The sequence below is a fragment of the Iodobacter violaceini genome (genome assembly GCF_011601265.1).
GTDB classification, from domain to species: Bacteria; Pseudomonadota; Gammaproteobacteria; order Burkholderiales; family Chitinibacteraceae; genus Iodobacter; species Iodobacter violaceini.
In genome coordinates, this window is record NZ_JAAOLX010000008.1 from 135468 (window position 1) to 159813 (window position 24346).

Genomic DNA, 24346 nt, shown 5'->3' on the forward strand with positions numbered 1-24346 from the left:
AAACCTTCCTGATCACCCGAACAAGGCAAAACAGATTGGATAAACCCATAAAAACGATTGAAAATGGCATTTATCAGCATTACAAAGGCCCGCTTTATCAAGTAACCGGCGTAGCCAGGCACAGTGAATCAGAAGAAGAAATGGTGGTATACCGCCACCTTTATGGTGACTTTGATCTTTGGGTGCGGCCACTTGCAATGTTTACTGAAGAAATTACTCACAATGGTGAAACCATGCCACGCTTTCGCTGGCACTCCAGGTAAACCAAAGCGGCATTCAACCAGCCGTCTTCAGAAACAAAAAAAGGAAGCTGCATGCTTCCTTTTTTTGTTTCTGCCCGTGCCACCCGGCTTTTATTGCCAATTAAGAGCACTTTAAATTACTGACAACAGCTTTGCTGATGAGCTCACCACGATCTTTAGCAATTTGTTTGAACGATGCTTTAAATTTAGCGCGCTCACCCGACTTATAACTTTTTGACATTGCCATGCTATTACCCAGGGCAGAGCCATTTGCACTATAAAACCGAACATCCATGGTTAAAAAAGAATGGCATGATTTCGTATACGTTACATAACCATTTAAATCAAAACGATCATCCAGCGCGGCTTCCAGCTTTAATTCTTCCAAATTTGCCACTTTAGTAACTTCAGGCGCCACTTCAATTTTAATATCCTGAAATCCGTTACGCACTGAAGTACGAAGATTATTAATGCCATCCCGAACCGGGTTAGCGCAGCCAAATAAAAAGCACAGCGACAAAAGAGGCAAAACTTTTTTCATACCCATCCCTTTTAATTAAATAGAAACAGATAAAGTGTAAGAAATAATCAGTACACCTTACCAACATGCTACATACACCTGAACAAACACCAAAATTTCAAGACAAAAGCATATCAAAGTTTGACCCATACACGAAGAAACTTTAAATACCGCATTCTGACTACGTAAAACCACAGAAATAAACCATCAGCCCTGCGGGCTATTCTTACATGTACGTTTTTCATTAAGTGGCGAAAATAAACAAGTTTGACCAGAAGTAGAAAACATCAACGTGCAAATTTGATCAATACTCAGTTGCAGCAAAAAAATATTTTGTTGCTGAAACCGCAGCAATTTTTAATTGAGCGTACAGCGCTTCCGGTACTCAACACCGGCACCTGCATGTAATTTTATTTTGTAAGCCAGGACATTTCATTACGATGAAACTAACAGGCGAATAAAAACCCGCCGCAGCGGGTTTTTATTTGTCACCATTAAATATCAATTAAAAATTGTATTTAGCAGTGTAAATCATTGCATTCTGATATGAAGCGGAGCCCAGCTTCTGATCCGCATAGCGGTATTGCAAGCCTGTTGTGAATTCTTTGCTGACATTCCACCACAACGATACCGCGCCATTCTGGCCAGTTGCATTACCCTGAGTCACGCCGCCCGCCGGGCTGCCCATAGTCAGGAATTTATCATCACGATTAAATTCTGTTTCATGCCACTGGGTAGCCATAAAAGACTGACCAAACATTTGGAAGCTGTAACCCGCTACATAACCCGCCATCACGCCATTAGCGTGAGCGCCGATATTACGATCAAATTGCTGATGGCCGCCAATAAATGGCTTAATCCAGAAATTACCATTTGAAAGACTGGTACCCAAGCCTAAAACACGGTTTTGGCTAAAGAAAGTACCATGATCACGGGCATCATAAAGGTGAACATAGGCTTGTACGGGCACGCCACCTAATTGCACTAAATTAAAACGAGCAACGGCTTTTGCAGCATAACGACGCTTATCACGGCCATCTGTTTCACTTGCGCCCTTAGTTGGGTTTTCAACATCGAAGAAACCGTATGCCTCACCCCAGTCGCCACCGAAGCCACCTTCAACTTCTAAAAAGGCAAAATCTTTTTTGCCGGCAAATGCACCCGCATTAGTGCGGGTTTCAGTGCCATTAGACCAATCAAGCCAGTTCACACTGACATTTTTAAAAGACCAGTCGTTGCCGGCAAATGCAGCAGGAGTAGCAAGAATGCTGGCTGCGACTAAAATATTGCGTAGTTTCATATTAAGCTCATCATTTTATTATTTAATTCGGTAAAAATCTGTAAACCTTCTTCCCCCAACCGACACAGGGGAGCGCAGCATAACGAGTTTATTTACGCCAGTAAATAAAATACGTTTAAAAAGCAGATTAATGGATTTGAACGGTAATATTATTGATTAACCTTAAGAAAATCGCACTCACTCTAAATAACACGCTGACAACCCACACCAGATACATGCCAAATAAATACACAATAAATAAATACCCCTACAAAACAGCATTTACAGCACCAATTATCCCGCGATTAAACACGATCAAATAAAGCATCACTACCCTGCTATATAGCGATCAACTAAACACGCAGCAATCAGATTCAATGACTTATTTGTGCCTTTTATCCTAAAAAACAAACCCGCCAGAATAGTCTGGTTTTTTACCCTTAAATAGTACTCATTAAATCCGCCCGCCCAAAAATCAAAGCGCGGGCGCCAATACGAACAGAAATCTGCACATATAGTGCACCTGCCCTTCACACCCTGCTTGCCTCAGACGTACTCAGCCCTGCCGCTGAACATGTTAAAATTCACCCCTTTCATATCTACTTGCTCAGGGAAATCTTATGCGTATCGGCACACCGCTCTCCGCCTCTGCCACCAAAGTAATGCTGCTAGGCAGCGGTGAGCTGGGCAAAGAAGTGATTATTGCGCTGCAAAGACTTGGCGTTGAAGTGATTGCCGTTGATCGCTATGCAAACGCGCCTGGCATGCAAGTAGCGCATCGCAGCCATGTCATTAATATGGCAGACCCCATTGCGCTGCGTGCCCTGGTGGAGCTTGAACGTCCGCATTTAATCGTGCCCGAAATTGAAGCCATTGCAACCTCCGCTCTGTTAGAAATAGAAGCAGACGGCCTTGCAGTGGTCATCCCAAGTGCCCGCGCTACCCACCTCACCATGAATCGTGAAGGAATCCGCCGGCTTGCAGCTGAAACGCTGGGCTTACCTACATCCAGCTACCAGTTTGCTTCGTCACTGAATGAAATGCGGGCCGCGATCGAGACCATCGGGCTGCCCTGCCTGATTAAGCCGGTAATGTCGTCTTCAGGCAAAGGCCAGTCTTTTATTCGTGACGCAGCAGAAATCGATGCGGCCTGGGATTACGCCGCCAGCGGCAGCCGTGTTGATCAGGGCCGCGTGATTGTGGAGGGCTTTGTTGATTTTGAATACGAAATCACGCTGCTCACCATCCGTGCACCAGGCCAGTCCGGGGAAATCGAAACCTTTTTCTGCGACCCGATCGGCCATGTCCAGAAAAATGGCGATTATGTAGAAAGCTGGCAACCCCAGGCTATGCGCCCGCTGGCATTGGAGCGCGCCCGTGATATCGCCAAAAAGATCACGCAGGATTTAGGCGGCCGTGGCTTATTTGGGGTGGAGCTGTTTGTGAAAGGCGACGACGTTTGGTTTTCTGAAGTCAGCCCGCGCCCGCACGACACGGGCCTGGTGACGCTTGCCAGCCAGCGTTTTTCTGAATTCGAGCTGCACGCCCGAGCCATCTTAATGCTGCCCATTGATGCCACACTGCGTGAACCCGCAGCCAGCGCCGTCATTTATGGCGGCATGGAGGAAAAAGGTATTGCTTTCGAAGGGCTGGCAGAGGCGCTGGCAGTGCCCCGCGCCGATCTGCGCCTCTTTGGCAAACCGGAGAGCTTTACCCGCCGCCGCATGGGCGTAGCACTCGCGGCAGGGGCAGATACGGATGAAGCACGCAGCCGCGCCGGGCAGGCAGCCAGCTTAGTTAAACCAGTAAAAGGTTAAATATGCAAGAAGTAGCAGAAATGACGCCCTACCAGCTTTTAGGCGGCGACGCTGTATTGCGGCAATTAGTTGATCGCTTTTACGACATTATGTATAGCGACCCGCGTGCCAGCGGCATTCGCGCCATGCACGCCGATGACAGCACAGTGATTCGCGATAAGTTTTTTGATTTTTTATCCGGCTGGCTGGGCGGTCCGCAGCGTTTTATCGAAAAATATGGCCATCCAATGCTGCGCGCACGCCACATGCCTTTTGCTATTGGTGAAGACGAGCGTGATCAATGGCTGATGTGCATGTTTCAGGCCATGGAAGAAATTCCAATGGAAACCGCATTGCGTGATCACCTGGAAGATGCGTTTTTTCGTACAGCTGATTTTATGCGTAATAAATAATGCCGCATTAATTCAAACGCATCAAACACTGACTTTTATTGTAATTAATATAATTAACTCAATCACCTGCAATTAACGCCCGATTGACTCAGACGCCTCCCTGCCAATACCGTATTCATGCAATTGAATACGGTATTTTTTTGCACAAAAATAATAAAAATCTCCCTTCGCCAGACTATTTATCAACCTTCTGCGCTTTCTGCTGGCAATACGCTAAATCAACTCTACAATCTATTTCAAAGCTTCCCTTTGGAGAATTCCATGCTCTCAAAATTTACAATTGCCGCAAGGCTAATAGGGGGATTTGCCCTCCTCTTGCTTTTACTCATCAGCGTGGGTGGTCTGGGACTATGGGGCCTCAATCGCCAGTCGAATCTCACCATCAATATGCTTCAGCATGATTTAAACTATTCGCTTGATCTGATCGAAGCCCGCCATCAGGCTACAGATTTAAGGCGTTTTGAAAAAGATATTTTTTTAAACTTCGAAAACACTGAAAAAATCAAAGAATACGATCAAAAATGGCATATTGCCCTTGAAAAAGCGAATGCAGCAATAAAAAGCGGCTCTGCCAATGCAAGCAAAGAAGATGTTCAAAAATTAAATGAGTTGTCACAGAACCTTAAAACTTATGCCGATGGCTTTAGCCGGATATCCGATGAAGTAGAAGCAAAAAAATACCAAAAGGCAGCTGAAATCAATGCCGAGTTTTCAAAGTACAAAGAACCTGTCCGTTCTATGCAAGAAGGCCTGACCGCCCTGGCCGATGACGCCATCACAAAAGCAAAAGGCATGGAAAAAACACTGGACACCATTACTACAGCCACAATCAGCATCTCTATTACACTCATGTTTTTTGCCATTTTAATCGGCGTTGCCAGCGCACTGATTATTATTCGCAGCATTCGAAAACCTTTGGCAGCTTTACAGGCCGTGATTACTGAGATTGATCAGACGGGTAATTTAGCACTCAGGCTAAACCAGGCTGGTATAGATGAAATCAGCCAGTCATCGGCAGTCATTAATCGCCTGCTGATTAATATGAGTAAAGTCATCAGCGAATCCCGTAAAAACTCCAGCCAGTTGCTAAGCTCATCTGAAACACTATCAACAGCAGCAAGACAAATGACTGATTCATCAGAAATTCAGTCTTCCGCCTCAAGCGCTACAGCAGCAGCCGTTGAAGAACTATCTGTCAGTGTAAATATGATTTCATCCAGCGCAGAAGGTTTAAATGCTGAAGCCAGGCAAGGTGCGTCAACAGCTGCCGAGGGTGCGCATTCTGCCAACCGCACTGCTGATGAGATTCGCCAGATTGCCGAAAACATCAATAGCTCCGCTGCAGTCATCGATCAGCTTAACCAGCGTTCAGGCGAAATTGGCAGCATTGTGATGGTAATTAAAGATATTGCGGACCAGACCAATCTGCTGGCCCTCAATGCAGCCATTGAGGCCGCGCGCGCCGGGGATTTAGGCCGTGGTTTTGCGGTAGTAGCAGATGAAGTCAGAAAGCTGGCCGAGCGCACTACACAAGCCACCACTGAAATCACCAGTAAAATTGAATCAGTACAAAGAGACACCAGTACTGCATCTGAGGGCATGCAGCACGCCAGCCGCATGGTAGAAAGCGGCGTACGCAATACGCAGAGCGTAGCCGAATCTTTGGCACATCTTGAGCAGCAATCTAAAAACACCGTCAGCGATATCGCCCAAATGGCCGACGCCATTGGTGAGCAAAGCTCCGCAAGCCAGGATATTGCGAACAATATCGAGAAAATAGCTCAGGCCAGCGAAGAAAATCACGCCACAGCCAGCAGCACCAGCGAGCTTTCCGAAGAGCTTCGCCAAATTGCTATCACACTCAACACCTTAATCAGCCAATACCACACCTGAAATCCATCGCTACAGACAAAAAAACACCGCTGTTGATATCAACAGCGGTGTTTTTTTACAAAGCCAAACAATTAATCAGCCTGGTATGGATAAGGTTTTTGCTGAACCTTTGATGCAGCAGTGCGTACACGCTCGTCTAAATCCAGGGGGGCTTTATCCCAAAGCAGTGCACGGCCCTCAAGCTGGCCCTGAGCTACCTCGGGGTTATCTCCTAAATAGCCTTGCATGAATTGGGTGAATTCTGAAACGTATTGTGTGTTCTTAAACATGGCATTCCACGTTAGATGTGACGAATAGAGCCATTATACCGCGTTCAGCAGAAATGGCAGTGCTGCCGCGTGTAATACCGGGTTGGCTGCAGCTAAAACCTGCCCTTCACTGTGAATATCCAGTGTCTTTCCCTGCCAGTCAGTCATCATGCCACCTGCCCCATTAACGACAGGAGCCAGTGCAGCAAAATCGTGCAATTTTAAACCTTCTTCCACCACCAGCTCCAGCCAGCCACTTGCCACCTGCGCATAGAGATAGCCATCCCCCCCATAACTGGTAAAGCGGCACTCAGCGGATAATCGCGCAAAAGCTGCAGCGCCAGCAAGCAGATACTGAGGCCCGGTTGTTCCCAACCTTGCCGCCTGCAACTGATCAATCTGGTTGGCCACAACCGGCTCACCATTGAGCCATGCACCCTGGCCGGTAATCCCCAGCCAGCGTTCATTCTGTACAGGCTGATTAATAATGCCCAATACCGGCTTGCCATGATGCAAGAGGCCAATCAGTGTCACAAACAAGGCCCTGCCCACCGTAAACGACTTGGTGCCATCAATCGGATCCAGCACCCATACCCACTCGGCATCTTCACGCTCCCGGCCAAACTCTTCGCCGATAATGCCATCTTGCGGGCGCTTTTGCAGGATCAGCCCGCGCATTACACGCTCTGCGTCTTTGTCTGCAATGGTGACAGGGCTATGATCATTTTTATCGTCAATCGCCAGCGGGCTGCGAAAATAAGGGCGTATTACCGCAGCGCTTACATCAGCCAGTTGATGAGCCAGGGCAATGATTTCATCAGGCAATACCATAAACACTCCTAAATTCACGATTATCTTCAGCAAAAAATAACATAAATAAGTCACAAACAATAATAGTTTTTATTCTCCGCCCGAATTATAAAGCTTACTTATCCAATGAAGTGCTTTTCATTTTTAAATATCATTTCATTAAGAAAACAAGAACCATTCTTAATAAAAAATATAAAACGCTCAATGGTAAATTATGGGCTGGCAATAAATAATAAAAAGAATAGAATAACAGCTGATAAATCAGGGAAACTGATTTTTAATTCCCACACAGAAAGAAGGGATTTAAAACTGACAAATACCCCGCCACTAATAGATTTAAAATTAGACAGGGGCCATGGAGAATACACAATGCAAGGTAGCAAACTCGTCCTTAACTCGCTCAACAGCGTTCTTGGCAATGAGCTGGTCGCCATCAATCAATTTTTCTTACATGCGCGGATGTACCGCAACTGGGGCTTAAAAAAACTGAATGATGCGGTGTATCACGAATCGATTGATGCCATGAAGCGTGCAGATAAACTCATCACCCGAATCCTGATGCTGGAAGGCCTGCCTAATTTGCAGCAGCTTGGCAAATTATATATCGGTGAAAACACGCCGGAAATGCTGGATTGTGATTTAAAACTGGTCAGCAACCACCTCACTACTTTGCGCCAGGCCATTGAAACCTGTGAGCTGGAGCAAGACTACGTTTCCCGCGACATTTTGGAAGATCTGCTCGAAGACGAAGAAGAATACGTTGACTGGCTGGAAACCCAGGCCGAATTACAAGTATCCCTTGGCCTTGCCAATTACCTCCAATCACAAATCGACGCATAAGGAAGATCACCATGCAAGGCAAACAAAATGTTATTGCTGGCTTAAAAGAGCTGCTCGTCACCGAGCTCACCTCTGTTGATCAATACTTTGTGCACAGCCAGATGTATCACAACTGGGGCTACAGCAAACTTTATGAGCGCATTGATCACGAGCGTCAGGATGAGATTGGCCACTCCACTCTGCTGATTGCCCGTATTTTATTTTTGGGTGGCATCCCCGATGTAGCCGGGCGCGACGCACTGCGAATTGGCGCAGATGTCCCTGCCATGCTGCAAAATGATTTACTGACTGAATACGATGTAGCCGCCGCACTGAAACGAGTTATCGCCATTTGCGAGCAGGAGCAAGACTATGTCAGCCGTAACATGCTGGTTAAACTTCTGGACGACACCGAACAGGATCACGCCCACTGGCTGGAGCAACAGCTTGGCCTGATCAAAGCCATAGGCCTGCCAAACTATTTACAAACACAGCTCTAAGCTTTTTTGCATTAATAAACAGCCGCCCACTGCATTGCATGAGCGGCTGTTTTTTTGCCATGCCACCCAATCTGACAAATAGTTCACCTTTTACCCGCCCCCATCCAACAAACTGACCATACAACTTAAGCCGTCAGCTATAAAACAGAGCGCATTTGATACAAACGCTCATCCAACACGCGGGAGTCTGTTCATGCCCCTCAAGCCTTTTATTATGCTGGATGCAATGGCCGACCTCACCAGTCTGGATGACAGAGACGCACTTTTAATCAGCCTTGGCATCAGCCTGCAAGAAATATTCGATTTAGAACGGGTCGATTTTTATCATTGCCGCCCCGGCACGGAGCACTCTCAAGCCGGCTGGCAAATCAAAAAAACACTGAGCCTGTCTAATGGAGAAATTCAGCAAGCGTGGCAATGGAGGGCGCAAAACACCCTGAACAGCGATTCTGATGACTTTGACCCTCTCCTTAAAAGCGCTCTTTCCGACTTAAACACTGCGGAGAGCATCCACTTCCGTCTGGTACGCACGCTTAAAATGAACGATCAGCCCCATGTTTTAATCGACTGTCAGGGCAAACATCTTTTTAAGCAGACAGATTTGCGCGCCCTGCAAGGCATGACCCGCATCTATGAAAACCATTTATCCCTGCTTAAATACAGTGAAACAGATACGCTTACAGGCTTACTTAATCGAAAAACACTGGAACGCCAATTCCAGAAAATCATGGGCTTACAAGAAAAAATGCCCGCCATCAGCATCGGCGACACCCCTGCGGAAGAAGACAGTAACCGGCGAAGCCAGCAAGAGGATGATTCCTATTTTTTAGCCGTGATGGACATTGACCACTTTAAGCGTATCAATGATCAGTTTGGTCATATCTATGGCGATGAAGTGCTGCTGCTGATTGCACAGCTGATGCAGGCAAGCTTTCGCAGCGGCGATTACTTATTTCGTTTTGGCGGGGAAGAATTTGTGATCCTGATGGGCCCGCAGGGTGAAAGCAACGCCTTTTTTGCAGTTGAGCGTTTCCGGGAAAAAGTAGAGCAGACAACCTTCCCCCAGGTGGGTCAGGTCACCATCAGCATTGGCTTCACCCGGCTGCTTCATTCCGAGGTACTTAGCACGGTACTTGGCCGGGCGGATGAAGCGCTGTATCAGTCAAAAAGTAATGGCCGCAATAAAGTCACCATTGCCCCGGTTGATGCGCTTAACCTTCATCACCCCGTAAACGGAAGTATTGAATTATTTTAAGCCAGCAGTTCTGCCTGATTTAATCAAAAAACGGAGGCCTCAGCCCCCGCTTTTTTGACAAGGCTTAAACAGCCTAGTGCTTGCCTGTACTGCCAAAGCCACCTTCGCCACGGTCTGACCCGGCAAACTCATCGACCAGATTAAATTCCACCTGCACCACAGGCACAATCACCAGCTGGGCGATGCGCTCCATAGGCTGAATTGTGAAAGGCACCTGGCTGCGATTCCATACTGAAACAAAAATTTGCCCCTGGTAATCTGAATCAATCAGCCCGACTAAGTTACCCAACACAATACCGTGCTTATGGCCAAGGCCGGAGCGAGGCAAAATCATTGCGGCAAGGCCCGGGTCGTCCAAATGCAGCGCCATACCCGTTGGCACCAGCTGGGTCGCCCCTGGAGCCAGCTCCATCGGCACATCAAGGCAGGCACGTAAATCAAGGCCAGCGGAGCCTTTGGTGGCGTATTGCGGCAAGTTTTCTTTCAATCTGCCATCTAAAATCTTTACATCAATTTGAGACATTTTCTTACCTTTTTTGATAAAGCCGCGCGATATGGGCAATTAAACGGCGCGCCACGTCGAGCTTGGGGGCGCGAGTTAAACGGGTTTCGCCGTCATCATCAAGCAAAATAATTTCATTTTCATCCGCGCCCATTGCGTTCTGCACTAAATTTGCAGCCAGCAGCGGCAGTTTTTTGCGCTTACGCTTGGCTTCTGCATACTCCAGCAAGTTTTCAGATTCAGCAGCAAAGCCCACACAAAATGGCGGATTCTCCCTTGCTGTAATATTGGCCAGAATATCCGGATTAGGGCCCAGCTCCAGGGTAAGAATGTGCGCGTCTTTTTTAATTTTTTGCTCAGAAGGGTTAAGCACATAGTAATCAGAAACGGCCGCCACACTGATAAAGATATCAGCCTCTTCTACTTCGGCATTCACCGCCTGCAGCATTTCCTCAGCGCTCACCACATCAATGCGGCGGCAGCCCAGCGGCACAGGCAAGGTGGTTTCACCAGAGACCAGCACCACATCAGCGCCAGACTCCCAAGCCGCACGGGCTATGGCATAGCCCATTTTTCCAGAGCTGCTGTTGGTAATGCCACGCACGGCATCGATACGCTCAAAAGTTGGCCCTGCAGTAATCAATACGCGTTTGCCAGACAGTAATTTCAGCTGAAAAAATGCATCAATATGCTGCAGCAACGCTTCAGGCTCCAGCATCCGGCCAAGGCCCACTTCACCGCAGGCCTGCTCGCCCTCGCCAGGGCCCAGAATATGTACTCCATCTGAAATCAGCTGCGCCACATTGCGCTGATTAGGCGGGTTTTCCCACATTTGCCGGTTCATAGCAGGCGCCAATAACAGCGGGCAATCTCTGGCAGCCACCAAAGTAGACAGCAAATCATCGGCAAAGCCATTGGCTACTTTCGCCATAAAATCGGACGTTGCCGGCGCCACCACAATGGCATGTGCGCCACGGGTTAAATCAATATGCGCCATATTATTCGGTGCGCGGCCATCCCACAGATCAACAAACACAGGGCGGCCCGATACCGCTTGAAAGGTCACCGGCCCGACAAATTTTGTTGCGGCTTCAGTCATCACCACCTGAACTTCATAAGACGCTTTAATTAATAAGCGAACAAGTTCAACTGATTTATACGCGGCCACGCCACCGGTTACCCCAAGTACGATGCGTTTTTGGCTCATTGCTAAGCGCTCTCTTCATTTAGTCACAGACGATAGTTTAACTGAGGATAGACCATAAGTACTGTTGGATAGGAGTAAGCCGGTACAAGGCACTTGAGGCAAAGAGGCTGAGCCTTCCTGACACATCTCTTGAGCGGCCTTCAGCCAGCCAAAATAGAGCGCTAAACCTCAAGCCACAGAAAAAACGCTGGCACAGATTCCACCGAAATCACCATCACATGATTAAGCTTTTTTCTCAAGCAGGCTGCTGCTGGGTGGTGCAATGAATCCCGCCGCCGCCTGCGGCTATCGCATCAATATTAAGCTGCACTATTTCACGTTTCGGGAATAAATCGCGCAGGGTATCGCGTGTATTTTTATCCGCCCTGGCATCACCAAATTCAGGGGCAATCACAGCGTGATTACACACATAAAAATTAATATATCCTGCCGCAAAATCTTTACTTTCAAATTTTTTACGCAAAGAAGATGGGCCTTGCAGCACCACTACTTTTAGCTTACGCCCTTTGGCATCGGTGGCTTTACGCAGTATTTCCAGGTGGCGTTTGGTCACAACATGATCATAAGAAGAAGGATCTGCATCAAAACCTGCCACCACCACACCGGGGCTGGTAAAGCGTGCGTAAAAGTCGGTATGCCCATCGGTAATATCACGCCCAGCAATACCAGGCAGCCAAATGATTTTGCTGACGCCAAGCAAACGTTTCAGCCCGGCCTCGCACTGGGCCTTGCTCAACATGGGGTTACGATTAGCGTTAAGCACGCAGCTTTCGGTGATAATGGCCGTACCCTCGCCGTCCACCTCAATGCCACCCCCTTCTAAAGTCAAGCGTGTTTCCAGCATTTTTGTTTTGCTATATTGCCCGACAAAACCGGCTACTTTTGCATCTCGCTGATACGCCTGTTTATTGCCCCAACCATTAAAATTAAAATCAACCGCAGCCATTTGCCCTTGCCTGTTGCGGACAAAAACTGGCCCTGAATCACGGATCCATAAGTCATCTACCGGCTGCACAATCAATTTAACCCGGCTGCTGCATTTACTCGCAGCCACATCATAATCTTCCTCACGCACCAGCATATTCACGGGTTCAAAAGCAGAAATAGCGGTGGCAATGGTGGCCAGATTATCCTGTGCAGCAGAGGTCAAACGCTTTCCCCATATCTCTTCACTTGGGCCAAAAGCCATCCAGGTTGCAGCATGTGGCTCGCCTTCATCGGGCATAGTCCAGCCTCCTTCATCTGCTGCAGCAAAAATTAATTCATTGAAGGGCGCTGCCATTGTCCCTGCCAGCAACAGCCCGGAGCCTAATAAGCTTCGCTTTAGAAAAGTACGCCGTGTTGTCATTTTATTACTCCTTAACAAACAGATTTATGCCGGCTCTTGCTGCGTAATGCAATGAATCCCCCCGCCACCTGCGGCAATCGGATCAATATTAATTTGCACCACCACCCGCCCCGGAAAAAGAGATTGCATTTGCAGCCTGACCGTTTCATCCGCCATGGCATCACCAAATTCAGGAATAAACACCGCCCCGTTCGCCACATAGAAATTAATATAACCCGCGGCAAAATCTTTATTTGCGTATTCCGGCCGAACTTTCACAGGGGCCTCAAGCACATGCACCTGCAAAGGCCGGTCATCGGCATCGGTGGCGGCACGCAAGATCGCCAAATGTTGCTGAGTCACGGCGTAATCAAAAGAGACGGGGTCCGTTTCTAAACCACAAACCACCACACCAGGCTGGGTAAAACGCGCGTAAAAGTCGGTATGTCCGTCGGTAATATCCTTGCCCGCAATCCCTGGCAACCAAATTACCTTGCGAATGCCCAACAGCGTTTTAAGTTCGGCCTCGCAAGCCGCCTTGCTCAAGCCGGGGTTGCGATTGGCATTCAAAACGCAGCTTTCGGTGATAATGGCCGTGCCTTTGCCATCTGCCTCGATCCCACCGCCTTCCAGCACCAGCTTAGTACTGAGCATTCTGGTGCCCGCCTGGCCTGTGATCGCGGCAGCGACCTGAGCATCCTTGCTAAACGCCTGCTTCTTACCCCAGCCATTAAAGTTGAAATTGACACCTGCCCTTTCCCCCTGAACATTCCTCACAAAAACAGGGCCGGTATCACGCAGCCATAGATCATCTAAATCCTGCACAATCAACCTCACCTTTGGGTTCAGCTTCTGTTTTGCCAAGGCAAGATCCTGCTGACGCACCAGCATATTCACTGGCTCGTACTGCACAATGGCATTGGCGATGCGGGCCAGTGTATCTTGCACCGGCCCTTGCAATGAACGCCCCCAAATCGCTTCATCAGCAATAAAAGCCATCCATGTAGCCTTATGCAGCCTCCCCTCATCCGGCATCAGCCAGGCCATAGGCGGGGCTATCGGGGCAATCGCACCACTGTCTCCACCGCCACCACCGCAGGCACTCAGCAATGGCCCAAGGAATAGAAGGCTGCCCCCCTGAAAACAACGATTCAAGAATAAACGACGGGTGTTCATCTTTTACACTCCTTACTTTTTTGCCTTATTTTTACAAGGCTTAAAACAATATGAACTCAAGCATCAATCGCGATATGCCAGACAGGGAAACATTGTGCATTCATGGCATACTTGACGAATACTGATATTTATTGCCACAACCAATTAGGTTTTCTCATATGTCTGCCCAGCGCATTCCTTCGCTCAAGCTTTTGATCGGTTTTGAAGCAGCTGCCCGCCTCGGGCATTTTTCGCGTGCAGCAGACGAGCTTTGCCTGTCGCAATCGGCGATCAGCCATCAGATCAGTGATTTAGAAAAACAACTGGGCCAGCCGCTGTTTCACCGGGTTGGCCGTGGCGTAGAGCTCACCGTGGCGGGTGAAGTACTGCAACGCAGCGTGCGGCAATCGATTGATATGTTACAAAATGGTTTAGACAACATCGCCACCTACCTTGATCCGGGCCTTGTCACCCTTGTTTGCCCCGCCCCACTCTTGCACGGCTGGCTACAGCCTAAACTGGACCTCTTACAAGCGGCTCTGCCTGATCTTTGCCTTGTGCTCTCTTGCGATGAAACAGCGCGTTTTATTGATGAAGTGGATGTTGATATCGCGATTGGCGACCGGCCGATTCAAGAGGCGGGCTTAGCGGAGCGCCTTTTTTTGCAGGATGAATGGATTACCGTCTGCTCCGCTGCGCTTGCCCGGCAACTGGCAGAGCTGCCGCTGGCACAGCATTCTTTGCACACTGGCCTGTTGTGTTTAGAAAGCATGCTGACAAATGACCGCACGGCAGGGCTGTTTCGCGGGCAGTTTGGGCATCTGCGTAAAAAAGCCATTTACGACGACCCTCGTCTGCTGCTCGATGCTGTATTACGCGGGCGGGGCATCGCCTGCCTTCCCCGCCTGCTGGCCACGGATAATTTAGACCAGGGACGCCTCGCCATCCTTACCGATTACCCTTGCCTGAACGGCCCTGGCTGGTGGATATCCAAGGTGGCGGGTCAGCCGCGGGCAGAGATTGTGCAGCAAGTATTTGATTGGTTATTGCTGCAGGCATTTTCCACTACTGCGCAATAGAAAATGTCACATTAATGAAAAACCTGCGTCACTTTAGGAAACTATGATCCCCTACTTTTTGTAAGGATCTGAGATGTTTTCGAAAGAAAGGCGAAGTTTTCTAAGTTATGCCACGGCCACAGCAGGCACAACTATTGCCGGTGGCTGGCTGCCCGGCTTAATCCAGCAGGCACTGGCAATCCCTGCCAATAACGCCACAGGTACCATTGCCGATGTAGAGCATGTAGTCATTTTTATGCAGGAAAACCGCTCTTTTGACCATTATTTTGGCTCACTCTCCGGCGTACGCGGTTTTGATGATCCACGCGCCATCACCCTGCCCGGCGGCAAACTGGTCTGGTATCAGCCTGATGCCAATGGCGGCCATGTTTTACCCTTTCATTTCGATGCTAAAAACACCAGCGCACTCTCAGTAGGAACCAATCACTCATGGAAAGGCTCGCAAGCCACCTGGCAGGGCTGGGACGCCTGGGTGAAGCAAAAAACACCGCAAACCATGGGCTATTTTGACCGTGGAGACCTGCCTTTTTACTATGCACTGGCCGATGCATTTACCATTTGTGATGCATATCATTGCTCCATTTTTGGCGCTACCGATCCTAACCGCATGTACTCTCTGACGGGTACCAGCCAGGGCTGGCTGAGCAGCATGGGGAGCTTATATAACATCAATGCTGCTGGTTATTACCATGCAGACCCGAAGTACGACAACCTCACTCCGGGCGTCACTCAAAGCGCACCAAACTGGCGTACCTATGCAGAAACCTTAGAAGCCAACAATGTCAGCTGGAAGGTTTATCAGGAATGGGATAATTACGGCGACAATTATCTGGCTTACTTTAAAAATTTCCGTGTAAACGCTGACGGCAGCGCCCTTGGCAGCCAGTCGCCCCTTTACCAGAAAGGACGAGCATTAGCCGCAGGATCAACAGAAAGCAATGCGCCTGGCACCAGGGGAGACTGGCTGGTCAGTGCCTTTGCCGATGATGTTCGCAATAACCGTCTGCCGCAGGTTTCATGGATTTGCGCCCCCAATGATTACACCGAGCACTCTCCTAACTCGCCCAATGCAGGTGAAAACCTCACCGCGCGCCTGTTAGCGGCTTTAGTGGCCAACCCGGATGTCTGGTCCAAAACCGTGTTTATGCTGATGTACGACGAAAACGACGGCTTCTTTGACCACGTTCCTTCAGATCTGGCCCCGCTGAATGACAATATGGGCAAGACTACGCTCAACGATATTGGCCAGTATGAAAGCTATCATGGTGAGCCGGTCGGCCTCGGCCCGCGTGTACCCATGCTGATTATCTCGCCATGGAGTAAAGGGGGCCGGGTGTGCTCACAACTCTTTGACCATACTTCCAAGATTCGCTTCCTTGAAGAATGGCTGGTCGCGGGCCTCGGAAAGAAACGCAGCGAGGTACAGTGTGATCTGATTTCACCATGGCGCCGCACCGTCTGCGGAGATTTAACCTCGGCTTTTGATTTCAAAAGGCCCAATAGTGCCTGGCCTGCAAGCGTGCCTAAAACTGCAGCCTATCGTTTAGTCACAGGCAAGCCCTACCCTCAGCCACCTGTCAGTCAAACACTCCCCATACAAGAGCCTTGCCCAACCGCCACTGGCACCCGTTACGCCTGTGCCCTGCCCTATGAATTATCAGTGGAGGCTTATGTTAATCACAGCAGGCAAGTCGAGCTGACCTTTGGCAACACGGGCAATACGGGGGCTGCTTATATTGTTTACTCCGGTATTCGCAGCGATGGCCCATGGTATTACACCGTTGAAGCAGGCAAGCGGATCGAAAAAGAAATCTGGAACTGGCAAGCCGATCTTTACGCCTTAAGTGTGCGTGGCGCGAATGGGTTTTTACGTGAATTTAAAGGCAGCCTGAGTGCGCTCTCTGGTAACGCGCAGCCTGAAATTCAAACCACCTATGATGCACTGAACGGCAATCTGTGGCTGACACTATCCAACGCCAGCGGAATAAAGGCCTGCCAGCTCACCATCAGCGACAACGCCTACGGCATCGCCAGCGTAAGCTACAGCCTTACTCCCGGCCAGACACGTAAAGTGGAATGCAAACTGAAAGCCAGTTTTGGCTGGTATGACTTCAGTATCCGCAGCGATAGTGATGCTCAATACCTGCGCCGTGTGGCAGGCCATGTGGAAACGGGCAGCGCCAGCCGCACTGACCCCATCATTGGCACCAATCGGAATAAAACAGAGATCACTCCGCTTACCACAGCGGCCCTCAATATCAGCCGGGGCTCAGCAATTGAATTCAACTACACCGCCCCCAATGGCCAGCTTGATTCGCAAAACTGGATTGGCATTTACGCTAAGGGCACGTCGCCAGGCAATGGCAATGCACTGCAATGGCAGTACGCTTCTTTAGTTCGCGGCGCAGTCACTTTCAGCAGTCAGGATCTGCCTGCAGGCGATTACACCGTTTGGTATTTATATAAAAACGGCAATGCAGTGCTGGGCGGACCGGTCAGTTTCAGCGTGCATGCCCTTTCAACCACAAACGCCAGCGTTAAACAAGGCACAGCGATCAGCTTTGATTACGCTGTGGCCCCCTCAAAACTCAGCAGCAAAAACTGGATCGGCATTTGGAAAAGCGGCATCACACCCGGCACGACGGGCTCAATCCTCTGGCAATACACCGGCAAAGCCAATGACAGTGCCCGCTTTGACACCAGCAAGCTGGCGCCTGGGCAGTATGCAGCGTGGTGCTTATACAACGATGGCTACACCCCGCTCAGTGGCCCCTGCCCTTTTACCGTTATTTAAAACCCGCCGTCCTTTATCAGCAAAGGGCGGCTTTTATCGCTGCCACACAGAGAACATCTATGCGTAATCAACTGAAATACATCACCTTAGGCTTACTGCTCAGCGTATTAAGTTTCGCCGCTTCGGCAGGCATCATTTCATTTAACAGCCGGGATTTATTTAACCGCCAGGGGGATATTCATTTCAACAGCAACTTCGATGATTTTGCCGAGGGCTTTAATTACCCCGGCACCCCCTTCAGTCTTGGTGACATCACTTATCTCTCTGAAGAGAACCTCACCATAGGCCGTGGCACGCAATACTCTATCGGCAACAGCCAGACTGTTTTATCAAATGAATACTTTTCACCCATCAAAGGGGAAATAGCGTCGCTTACACACTACACCCTGTTTGGATTTGATGCCGCGCTCACACACGGCCTGGCGAGCATCGTTCTGGAAACCAACCTGAGCCGCTATACCTTCGCAGATCTAAGCCTGCCCGATGGCAATGATGGTCTGGGATTTAATGGCTTTAAAACCAATCAGGCAGGAGAGTACTTCACCGGATTCAGCTTTGCTGCTTTGGAATACCATGCTTTAGCTGGCATCAGCAATGTGGCCCTTGGCACCGTATCCCCCGTACCTGAACCAGAGAATATGGCCCTGCTGTTGATCGGAATCACTGCCTTTATTGCCCGCAGAGCGTCAAAAAAAGCAAGCACATAACAGCCAGGGGCTCAGCCAGCAACGCCGGGCCCCGCTGATTATTACGTGACAGGCATAAATTCATCACCGGCTTGGTTTTTGCAAAACCGGCCACTGCCAGCGCAGCCAGATTCGCCACTGGCGCAGGCAATCAGCCGGTGCGCTGTCAGGCCAGAGCACCAGATTAATTCGCCGCCCATCCACCATAAGATGCAAAACAATCAGTACGCCCAGCACCCGGCTGGATGGCAAAAGAGAGGCATCCATCTCTTTGCCATCCATCATAGTCAGCCTGAGCTGCCCGTCAGGCAAAGCCATTACGCTGCAAGGCGCAAGTGACTTACGATAAAGGCTGCAATACAAAGAAAAGGCCACCACAAGTGTGATGGCCCATAACCAGGGAGAAAAAACACAGGCGAGTGCTGCAGCTGCGTGGCTTATATATACGCAGCGCCGCTCCCAAAGGGAGGCAGTCAGCACAAGCGGCGCGGGGCTCATTCGCTGATTTGAATACTGCCTGAAACATTGGCGGTTAAGCGGCTGTCACCCGACTCAATCGGCGCATCTGCCCTGCCGGACATTTCCATCATAGGGCTGCTTTTCATCATCATGACAGGCTGCGGGCGATGACCGCCTGAAGTATTCACATTCACATTTATCATCTTCCATGCCTTAGCAGAAAAACCCTTCTGAATCAGATCAGCACGTTGCTTAAACGCCTGCAGGCCTTCCGCAATCAAGCCTTCTTCAGCTTTTGCGCGTGCCTCATCCGAAACCCCATAGCTGACATTAGCCAGCTGCATCGGCAAGCCCCCGGCAAGCGGCTGCTGCAGCTGTGCCAGTAGTTTAGACAGCACAGCAAAATCGCGGGATGAAATACGCAATTCACCACGGCTGCGCCAGCCCTCTTGCTTGTTGGTTTTGCCATAAAGCGGGTAAGTGGCATACGCCGTACCGCCGCTTTGCACCACACTTTGCTGCTTAACCAGTTTTAAGCCCGCACCCAGCGTTTGATTGACTTTCTCACTTAAACGAGCCGGATCAGTATCTGTAAATTCAACAAATAAGATGGCACTGGCCAAATCATTGGGTACTTCGCGCGTAACGCTGGCATCCAGATTGACAACATTAAAAACTGGCGCTTCGTTTGCCGCCATTGCGGATGTCATTGCAGCCAGCATTGCCGCAGAAAGAAAATATTTCATTTCAAACCCTCCTCATAACTTACAAGATCAATCCAAGCTCTGCACTTTAATCAAAATAAACAAGAAAGGTATAAGTAAAAAATAACATCAAGATGATTATAGCTTGTCCTAAAAAACCAAGCCGCCCACAATACTTACTACATCATTTCTTAATCCGGTCATCCTGGCCTTAAGCACCATCCTTATACTCACACAGGCGTATTTGTAATACTTACTCGTCATGATTACTTTGCTTGCACCGAAACGAGGAAAACAAGGGCTTATTTAAATGCTGCTGCAAAATAAAAGGGCGATAATTCGCCCCTTTATTACACTCAATAAGTAAATATACCTAGCAAAAGCTTTATACTAGCGTCTAGTGGTAGCCATGGTCTGTAGGGGTGTTGTGAATATCTTCTGCTACAGCATCCATAACACCCAGATGCACTTCAACATCAAACCATTCCCAGAATGTTTTGAGATTTCGCTTCTCTGGCCAGTGCTGTTCTTCAGCAACCCAGGAAGCAAGCTCCATTTCAAATAATTTTTCAGCAATTTCATCAATGAATGCGATGCCGTCTTCAGTTTCATTCGCTTCAGGGATCAAAATAGAGGTACAGTCACAACGCACTTCTTCTAAAGTCAGCTGGATGTCATTTCCAGGCAACTGATTGAGCCAATCGAGAAAAGGTTGCCGTGGCTTAATGATAGCAACCGAGCGATCGACGATAAACATGCAGAACTCCTTGGTTAAAAGTATATCTTTACCGCAGTGCGGTATTCAGGCACAAGGTTAGCACGACGAGTGCTACGCTGTATTTTCAACGGCAAATAAATCTGCCCATTTTGATAAGCATCATGAATCAAACAACTGATACTCGTTCTCGTAAAAAAGTAAGCTGGCGCGCGGCCATGGTCACGGCTCCCAGTGTTCCGCCTGTCTATGGTATTGCAGTAGAAGTGGCCGAACACAACCTCATTATCCTTGCAGATAAAGAAGTCAAAGTGGGGACTTCCTGCCATGTTTATCTGGATATTCCAGGCACACAAGTCAATAAAAAGAACTACGTCGACTTCACTGGCAATATCAGCTGCACCTCACTGATGGGGCAAGTCAGCATGTTCCGCCATATTGTGCAAATTAAAGAGATCAACACCATACAGCGTGAAAACTTACTTAAAGCACTTAAATCCACCTAAAAAGCCCCGCCAGTAAACAGCCCGCCGTCAGCGGGCTGTTTTGATTTTGGAGCATAACTTACTACGGTTTACGCTTATTCGGCGCAGCATCCACACCCTCTGCCGTCACCTCCTTAACAACAGCAGGCTTAACCCTGGGCGCACGCGGTTTTCTTACGGCGGATTTTACAGCCTCAGGTGCAGATGGCGGCGTTTTCTGAACCGCCTTAGCCACAGCGGGCTGAGTGACTGCGGGTGCTTTAGTTACTTTAGGCGCCGCCGCTTGTTTTACAGGCACGGCTTTCACTGCTGCAGGCTGATTGACTACTGATGTTTTAGCAACCTTAGGTACAACCACCTTTTTTGCAGGCACTGCCTTCGCAACCACAGGCTGATTAGCTACTGATGTTTTAGCAACCTCAGGTGCCACTGCCTTTTTTACCGGCACTGCCTTCGCAACTACAGGCTGATTGGCTACAGGTGCTTTAGCAACCTTAGGTGCAACCGCCTTTTTTGCAGGCACTGCCTTCACGGCGGCAGGAGCAGCCTCCAGATTTCCCGGCCCGGAAACCTGACGTACCACAGCTTTTTTCCGCGCATTCTTTGCTGCAGGTTTCGCTAAGGCCGGATTTGAGGCCGCTGCTTTCGGGGGGGCCGCTTTAGTCCTGGTCACGGCGGTTTTTCTGCCAGACAAATCAGCGACGGGTTTTGCAGCACTCTTGCTGGTTTTTTTAACAACAGCAGTGCGCTTAGTTTCTGTGACCGTTGTTTCAGCAGGTGAAGGCGGAGCAACCGGCTTACCACCGCGCCTTGGCGCCGGGCTGCGCGGTGGTGCATTACGACGACCTGCAGGCACTTCGGCCACAGGCTTATCGCCCCACATGGGTTTTTCTTCTACCAGCATAAAATCAATCTTGCTGGTTTCCAGAGAAACACGCGCTACTTTAATTTTTACTCGGCCAGTCATACGATAAACCTGCCCCGTACGCTCGCCCTTCAGCTCTTTGCGGACTTCATCAAAGTGGAAGTAATCTGTGCCCAGCTCGGAAATATGCACCAGGCCTTCTACAAACACATTGTCCAGCAGAACAAAGATCCCAAAACCGGTGACAGCGGAAATCACGCCTTCAAATTCTTCACCGACCTTATCCTGCATGTAATAGCACTTCAGCCAGTTTTGCACATCGCGGCTGGCGTCATCCGCACGGCGCTCTGTCATTGAGCACTGCGTGCCCAATGCTTCCCACTTCATGGCGGGTGTGTATTTTTTACCTGCCAGAATAGCCTTAATTGCGCGGTGCACCAGTAAATCCGGGTAGCGGCGGATCGGCGAAGTAAAGTGGGTATAGGCCTCGTAGGACAAGCCAAAGTGCCCTTTATTATCAGGGCTGTATACGGCCTGAGAAAGTGATCTGAGCAGCATGGTTTGCAGCAGCGGCGCATCTTCGCGCAGCTTGATTTTCTCCAGCAGCACAGCGTAATCACCTGCCACAGGGTCCTCTTCGCCATCCAGCGTTAAGCCCACGCTCTTGATATAAGTGCGCAGATTTTCAAGTTTTTCCGGGGTTGGCCCTTCATGCACACGGTAAACGCAGTCGTGCTCTTTTTTCAGCAAAATATCTGCCGCACACACATTCGCCGCCAGCATGCATTCTTCGATCAGCTTATGTGCATCATTTCTGACAACAGGCACAATTTCACTGATTTTGCCCTTATCATCAAAACGCATTTCTGTTTCAACGGTTTCAAAATCAATGGCACCACGCAAGGCACGTGCGGCAGAAAAAGCTTTAAACAGCGCATAAAGTGTATCGATCTGCGGCAATACATGCTGATATTGCTGAGCCATTTCACCTGCAGGGTGCTGAATCATATCCCACACTTTGGTGTAAGTCAGGCGCGCTTTTGAATGCATCACAGCGGGATAAAAGCGATATTTTTTAATCTCGCCCTTCGCCGTAATCTGCATATCACATACCATGCAAAGGCGCTCTACATCCGGCATTAAAGAGCAAATGCCATTAGAGAGAGCCTCGGGCAGCATCGGAATAACCCGGCGCGGAAAATACACCGAATTGCCACGCTCAATCGCCCCTACATCCAGCGCATCTCCCGGCAAGACATAGTGGCTGACATCGGCAATGGCCACGATTAAGCGCCAGCCCTTACCTTTTTTCTCGGCATAAACGGCATCATCAAAGTCTTTGGCCGTTTCGCCATCAATGGTGACCAGCGGCAAATCACGTAAATCCTCACGCTCTACCGTATCAAGTACTTTCTTCCAGTCTTTTTTACGCACTTTGGCGGGCGTGTCTTCGCCCTGCAAAATAGCCTCAGCAGAAAATTCATGCGGCAGATTATGCTTACGCAGGGCAATTTCGATTTCCATGCCCGGGTCAGCATAGTTACCCAGCACCTGAACCACCCGGCCTACCGGCTGTGAATAGCGCGAAGGCTGCTTCACCAGCTCTACCATCACCACCTGGCCGGATTCAGCGCCCATCGTGCCATTTGGCTCCAATAAAATCTCATGACTGATGCGCTTGTCTTCGGCGGTAACCGTAAACACGCCGTGTTCACCATGTAAGCGCCCCACTAATTTTTGAGTGGATCTCACCAGCACTTCAACAATACTGCCTTCACGCCGCCCCCGGCGATCCAGGCCCATTGGGCGGACTAAAACCCGATCACCATGTAACACCTTGGCCATTTCCTTAGGGCCAAGGTAAAGATCGCTGCTGCCATCATCAGGCACTAAGAAACCAAAGCCATCGGCATGGCCTTGCACCCGCCCTTGTAAAAGATCAAGTTTATCCGGCAGGCACAGTGCGCCTTTGCGGTTAATCATCACCTGTCCTTCGCGCTCCATCGCCGCCATTCTGCGATGAAACTGTGTTTCTTCTTCCGGAAGGATGGCTAACATGCTCATTAATTCATCAACAAAAATCGGTGCACCGTGCTCAGTGAGCACTTGCAACACAAATTCTCGTGAAGGAAGTGGAAATTCATAGCGTTCGCGTTCGCGCTCCAGAAATGGATCAGACGCGCGTATGCCTTTGATTTTTTTGGAACGGCCGCTCATAGACGGGGCCTCCTGCTGGGGGATAGTGGAAATTCTTGAAGATTTCTTAGGTTTATTTCTTGACATGGAGTCCGCTTTTAACAATAATCGCCCCCTCTTAAGTGAGGCGCAGCAACATTCTAACGCTTTATAGAGCGCCCAGGTGGCGGAATTGGTAGACGCGCATGGTTCAGGTCCATGTGCCTTCGGGTGTGGAGGTTCGAGTCCTCTCCTGGGCACCACGTTCTATAGAATCACTTATGATGTATTAAAATGTACTTAAGTAATGCCCAGATGGCGGAATTGGTAGACGCGCATGGTTCAGGTCCATGTGCCTTCGGGTGTGGAGGTTCGAGTCCTCTTCTGGGCACCATTACTTAATGCAGGTATTATCCGG

At 49.3% G+C, this 24346-nt stretch carries 23 protein-coding genes and 2 tRNA genes; 13 read left to right on the top strand and 12 right to left on the bottom strand.

Going from position 1 to position 24346, the window contains the following annotated elements:
• Positions 1–35: 35 nt before the first annotated feature.
• Positions 36–263, top strand: a complete 228-nt coding sequence (locus tag HA050_RS15910; RefSeq protein WP_205836469.1) for a DUF1653 domain-containing protein — start codon at positions 36–38, stop codon at positions 261–263.
• Positions 264–363: 100 nt separating this feature from the next.
• Here the strand turns inward: HA050_RS15910 and HA050_RS15915 are convergent, their stop codons facing one another.
• A complete protein-coding gene (locus HA050_RS15915) occupies positions 364–783 on the bottom strand; it encodes a hypothetical protein (protein WP_166828236.1) in 420 nt (139 codons plus the stop codon).
• Between the two features lie 484 nt (positions 784–1267).
• Entirely contained in the window at positions 1268–2062 is a 795-nt protein-coding gene (locus HA050_RS15920; RefSeq protein WP_166828239.1) for an outer membrane protein OmpK, read from the bottom strand.
• A 599-nt stretch (positions 2063–2661) separates the two neighbouring features.
• On the opposite strand from HA050_RS15920, the gene purT reads away from it, so the two are divergent.
• The 3 genes from purT (at position 2662) to HA050_RS15935 (ending at position 6143) form a co-directional block, all read left to right on the top strand.
• Entirely contained in the window at positions 2662–3858 is a 1197-nt protein-coding gene (gene purT, locus HA050_RS15925) for a formate-dependent phosphoribosylglycinamide formyltransferase (protein WP_166828242.1), read from the top strand.
• 2 nt (positions 3859–3860) lie between these two features.
• On the top strand, positions 3861–4250 hold the full coding sequence (locus tag HA050_RS15930) for a group II truncated hemoglobin (protein WP_166828245.1): 390 nt from the start codon (positions 3861–3863) through the stop codon (positions 4248–4250).
• Between the two features lie 261 nt (positions 4251–4511).
• Positions 4512–6143 (top strand): methyl-accepting chemotaxis protein, encoded by a 1632-nt coding sequence (locus HA050_RS15935; RefSeq protein WP_166828248.1) that lies wholly within the window; start codon positions 4512–4514, stop codon positions 6141–6143.
• 71 nt (positions 6144–6214) lie between these two features.
• Here HA050_RS15935 and HA050_RS15940 read toward each other — a convergent pair whose 3' ends face one another.
• Complete coding sequence (locus HA050_RS15940) at positions 6215–6412, bottom strand: DUF3460 family protein (protein ID WP_166828251.1); 198 nt, start codon at positions 6410–6412, stop codon at positions 6215–6217.
• Between the two features lie 33 nt (positions 6413–6445).
• Positions 6446–7222, bottom strand: a complete 777-nt coding sequence (locus HA050_RS15945) for an inositol monophosphatase family protein (protein WP_166828254.1) — start codon at positions 7220–7222, stop codon at positions 6446–6448.
• Between the two features lie 348 nt (positions 7223–7570).
• Between HA050_RS15945 and bfr (HA050_RS15950) the strand changes: the two genes are divergently transcribed.
• The 3 genes from bfr (HA050_RS15950) (at position 7571) to HA050_RS15960 (ending at position 9775) form a co-directional block, all read left to right on the top strand.
• On the top strand, positions 7571–8041 hold the full coding sequence (gene bfr / locus HA050_RS15950; protein WP_166828257.1) for a bacterioferritin: 471 nt from the start codon (positions 7571–7573) through the stop codon (positions 8039–8041).
• 11 nt (positions 8042–8052) lie between these two features.
• Positions 8053–8520 carry a bacterioferritin gene (gene bfr, locus HA050_RS15955; RefSeq protein WP_099399380.1) on the top strand — a complete coding sequence of 156 codons (468 nt, stop codon included), beginning with the start codon at positions 8053–8055 and terminating at the stop codon, positions 8518–8520.
• Positions 8521–8713: 193 nt separating this feature from the next.
• Positions 8714–9775 (top strand): GGDEF domain-containing protein, encoded by a 1062-nt coding sequence (locus tag HA050_RS15960; protein ID WP_166828259.1) that lies wholly within the window; start codon positions 8714–8716, stop codon positions 9773–9775.
• Between the two features lie 73 nt (positions 9776–9848).
• Here HA050_RS15960 and dut read toward each other — a convergent pair whose 3' ends face one another.
• From dut to HA050_RS15980, 4 genes are all read right to left on the bottom strand, one after another.
• Complete coding sequence (gene dut, locus HA050_RS15965; protein ID WP_099396890.1) at positions 9849–10298, bottom strand: dUTP diphosphatase; 450 nt, start codon at positions 10296–10298, stop codon at positions 9849–9851.
• Positions 10299–10302: 4 nt separating this feature from the next.
• Positions 10303–11484, bottom strand: coding sequence for a bifunctional phosphopantothenoylcysteine decarboxylase/phosphopantothenate--cysteine ligase CoaBC (gene coaBC / locus HA050_RS15970; protein WP_166828262.1), 1182 nt, complete (start codon positions 11482–11484; stop codon positions 10303–10305).
• A 235-nt stretch (positions 11485–11719) separates the two neighbouring features.
• On the bottom strand, positions 11720–12832 hold the full coding sequence (locus tag HA050_RS15975) for an agmatine deiminase family protein (protein WP_166828265.1): 1113 nt from the start codon (positions 12830–12832) through the stop codon (positions 11720–11722).
• A 24-nt stretch (positions 12833–12856) separates the two neighbouring features.
• Positions 12857–13987: an agmatine deiminase family protein gene (locus tag HA050_RS15980; RefSeq protein ID WP_166828267.1), complete on the bottom strand. Its 1131-nt coding sequence runs from the start codon at positions 13985–13987 to the stop codon at positions 12857–12859.
• A gap of 158 nt (positions 13988–14145) precedes the next feature.
• Between HA050_RS15980 and HA050_RS15985 the strand changes: the two genes are divergently transcribed.
• The 3 genes from HA050_RS15985 (at position 14146) to HA050_RS15995 (ending at position 18546) form a co-directional block, all read left to right on the top strand.
• A complete protein-coding gene (locus HA050_RS15985) occupies positions 14146–15045 on the top strand; it encodes a LysR family transcriptional regulator (RefSeq protein ID WP_166828270.1) in 900 nt (299 codons plus the stop codon).
• 73 nt (positions 15046–15118) lie between these two features.
• Entirely contained in the window at positions 15119–17839 is a 2721-nt protein-coding gene (locus HA050_RS15990; protein ID WP_166828273.1) for a phosphocholine-specific phospholipase C, read from the top strand.
• A gap of 59 nt (positions 17840–17898) precedes the next feature.
• Positions 17899–18546 carry a PEP-CTERM sorting domain-containing protein gene (locus HA050_RS15995; protein ID WP_166828276.1) on the top strand — a complete coding sequence of 216 codons (648 nt, stop codon included), beginning with the start codon at positions 17899–17901 and terminating at the stop codon, positions 18544–18546.
• A 63-nt stretch (positions 18547–18609) separates the two neighbouring features.
• Here HA050_RS15995 and HA050_RS16000 read toward each other — a convergent pair whose 3' ends face one another.
• The 3 genes from HA050_RS16000 to HA050_RS16010 form a co-directional block, all read right to left on the bottom strand.
• A complete protein-coding gene (locus HA050_RS16000; RefSeq protein WP_166828279.1) occupies positions 18610–19023 on the bottom strand; it encodes a protein YgfX in 414 nt (137 codons plus the stop codon).
• Positions 19020–19730: an SIMPL domain-containing protein gene (locus tag HA050_RS16005; RefSeq protein WP_099396898.1), complete on the bottom strand. Its 711-nt coding sequence runs from the start codon at positions 19728–19730 to the stop codon at positions 19020–19022. Before HA050_RS16005 ends, HA050_RS16000 begins: the two co-directional genes overlap by 4 nt.
• Before the next feature lie 355 nt (positions 19731–20085).
• Entirely contained in the window at positions 20086–20445 is a 360-nt protein-coding gene (locus HA050_RS16010) for a hypothetical protein (RefSeq protein WP_099396899.1), read from the bottom strand.
• Between the two features lie 122 nt (positions 20446–20567).
• Here HA050_RS16010 and HA050_RS16015 point away from each other — a divergent pair, with 122 nt between their 5' ends.
• Positions 20568–20909, top strand: a complete 342-nt coding sequence (locus HA050_RS16015; RefSeq protein ID WP_099396900.1) for a hypothetical protein — start codon at positions 20568–20570, stop codon at positions 20907–20909.
• Between the two features lie 61 nt (positions 20910–20970).
• Here the strand turns inward: HA050_RS16015 and rnr are convergent, their stop codons facing one another.
• Entirely contained in the window at positions 20971–23970 is a 3000-nt protein-coding gene (rnr, locus tag HA050_RS16020; protein WP_166828282.1) for a ribonuclease R, read from the bottom strand.
• Positions 23971–24106: 136 nt separating this feature from the next.
• On the opposite strand from rnr, the gene HA050_RS16025 reads away from it, so the two are divergent.
• Positions 24107–24191, top strand: a tRNA-Leu gene (locus HA050_RS16025).
• Positions 24192–24237: 46 nt separating this feature from the next.
• Positions 24238–24322: transfer RNA gene (locus HA050_RS16030), tRNA-Leu, on the top strand.
• Positions 24323–24346 lie beyond the last annotated feature (24 nt).

Bases quoted from the DNA above. Each gene is read 5' to 3' on its own strand.
- HA050_RS15915 (WP_166828236.1), bottom strand. From the start codon at position 783: ATGAAAAAAGTTTTGCCTCTTTTGTCGCTGTGCTTTTTATTTGGCTGC.
- HA050_RS15920 (WP_166828239.1), bottom strand. From the start codon at position 2,062: ATGAAACTACGCAATATTTTAGTCGCAGCCAGCATTCTTGCTACTCCT.
- purT (WP_166828242.1), top strand. From the start codon at position 2,662: ATGCGTATCGGCACACCGCTCTCCGCCTCTGCCACCAAAGTAATGCTG.
- HA050_RS15930 (WP_166828245.1), top strand. From the start codon at position 3,861: ATGCAAGAAGTAGCAGAAATGACGCCCTACCAGCTTTTAGGCGGCGAC.
- HA050_RS15935 (WP_166828248.1), top strand. From the start codon at position 4,512: ATGCTCTCAAAATTTACAATTGCCGCAAGGCTAATAGGGGGATTTGCC.
- HA050_RS15940 (WP_166828251.1), bottom strand. From the start codon at position 6,412: ATGTTTAAGAACACACAATACGTTTCAGAATTCACCCAATTCATGCAA.
- HA050_RS15945 (WP_166828254.1), bottom strand. From the start codon at position 7,222: ATGGTATTGCCTGATGAAATCATTGCCCTGGCTCATCAACTGGCTGAT.
- bfr (WP_166828257.1), top strand. From the start codon at position 7,571: ATGCAAGGTAGCAAACTCGTCCTTAACTCGCTCAACAGCGTTCTTGGC.
- bfr (WP_099399380.1), top strand. From the start codon at position 8,053: ATGCAAGGCAAACAAAATGTTATTGCTGGCTTAAAAGAGCTGCTCGTC.
- HA050_RS15960 (WP_166828259.1), top strand. From the start codon at position 8,714: ATGCCCCTCAAGCCTTTTATTATGCTGGATGCAATGGCCGACCTCACC.
- dut (WP_099396890.1), bottom strand. From the start codon at position 10,298: ATGTCTCAAATTGATGTAAAGATTTTAGATGGCAGATTGAAAGAAAAC.
- coaBC (WP_166828262.1), bottom strand. From the start codon at position 11,484: ATGAGCCAAAAACGCATCGTACTTGGGGTAACCGGTGGCGTGGCCGCG.
- HA050_RS15975 (WP_166828265.1), bottom strand. From the start codon at position 12,832: ATGACAACACGGCGTACTTTTCTAAAGCGAAGCTTATTAGGCTCCGGG.
- HA050_RS15980 (WP_166828267.1), bottom strand. From the start codon at position 13,987: ATGAACACCCGTCGTTTATTCTTGAATCGTTGTTTTCAGGGGGGCAGC.
- HA050_RS15985 (WP_166828270.1), top strand. From the start codon at position 14,146: ATGTCTGCCCAGCGCATTCCTTCGCTCAAGCTTTTGATCGGTTTTGAA.
- HA050_RS15990 (WP_166828273.1), top strand. From the start codon at position 15,119: ATGTTTTCGAAAGAAAGGCGAAGTTTTCTAAGTTATGCCACGGCCACA.
- HA050_RS15995 (WP_166828276.1), top strand. From the start codon at position 17,899: ATGCGTAATCAACTGAAATACATCACCTTAGGCTTACTGCTCAGCGTA.
- HA050_RS16000 (WP_166828279.1), bottom strand. From the start codon at position 19,023: ATGAGCCCCGCGCCGCTTGTGCTGACTGCCTCCCTTTGGGAGCGGCGC.
- HA050_RS16005 (WP_099396898.1), bottom strand. From the start codon at position 19,730: ATGAAATATTTTCTTTCTGCGGCAATGCTGGCTGCAATGACATCCGCA.
- HA050_RS16010 (WP_099396899.1), bottom strand. From the start codon at position 20,445: ATGTTTATCGTCGATCGCTCGGTTGCTATCATTAAGCCACGGCAACCT.
- HA050_RS16015 (WP_099396900.1), top strand. From the start codon at position 20,568: ATGAATCAAACAACTGATACTCGTTCTCGTAAAAAAGTAAGCTGGCGC.
- rnr (WP_166828282.1), bottom strand. From the start codon at position 23,970: ATGAGCGGCCGTTCCAAAAAAATCAAAGGCATACGCGCGTCTGATCCA.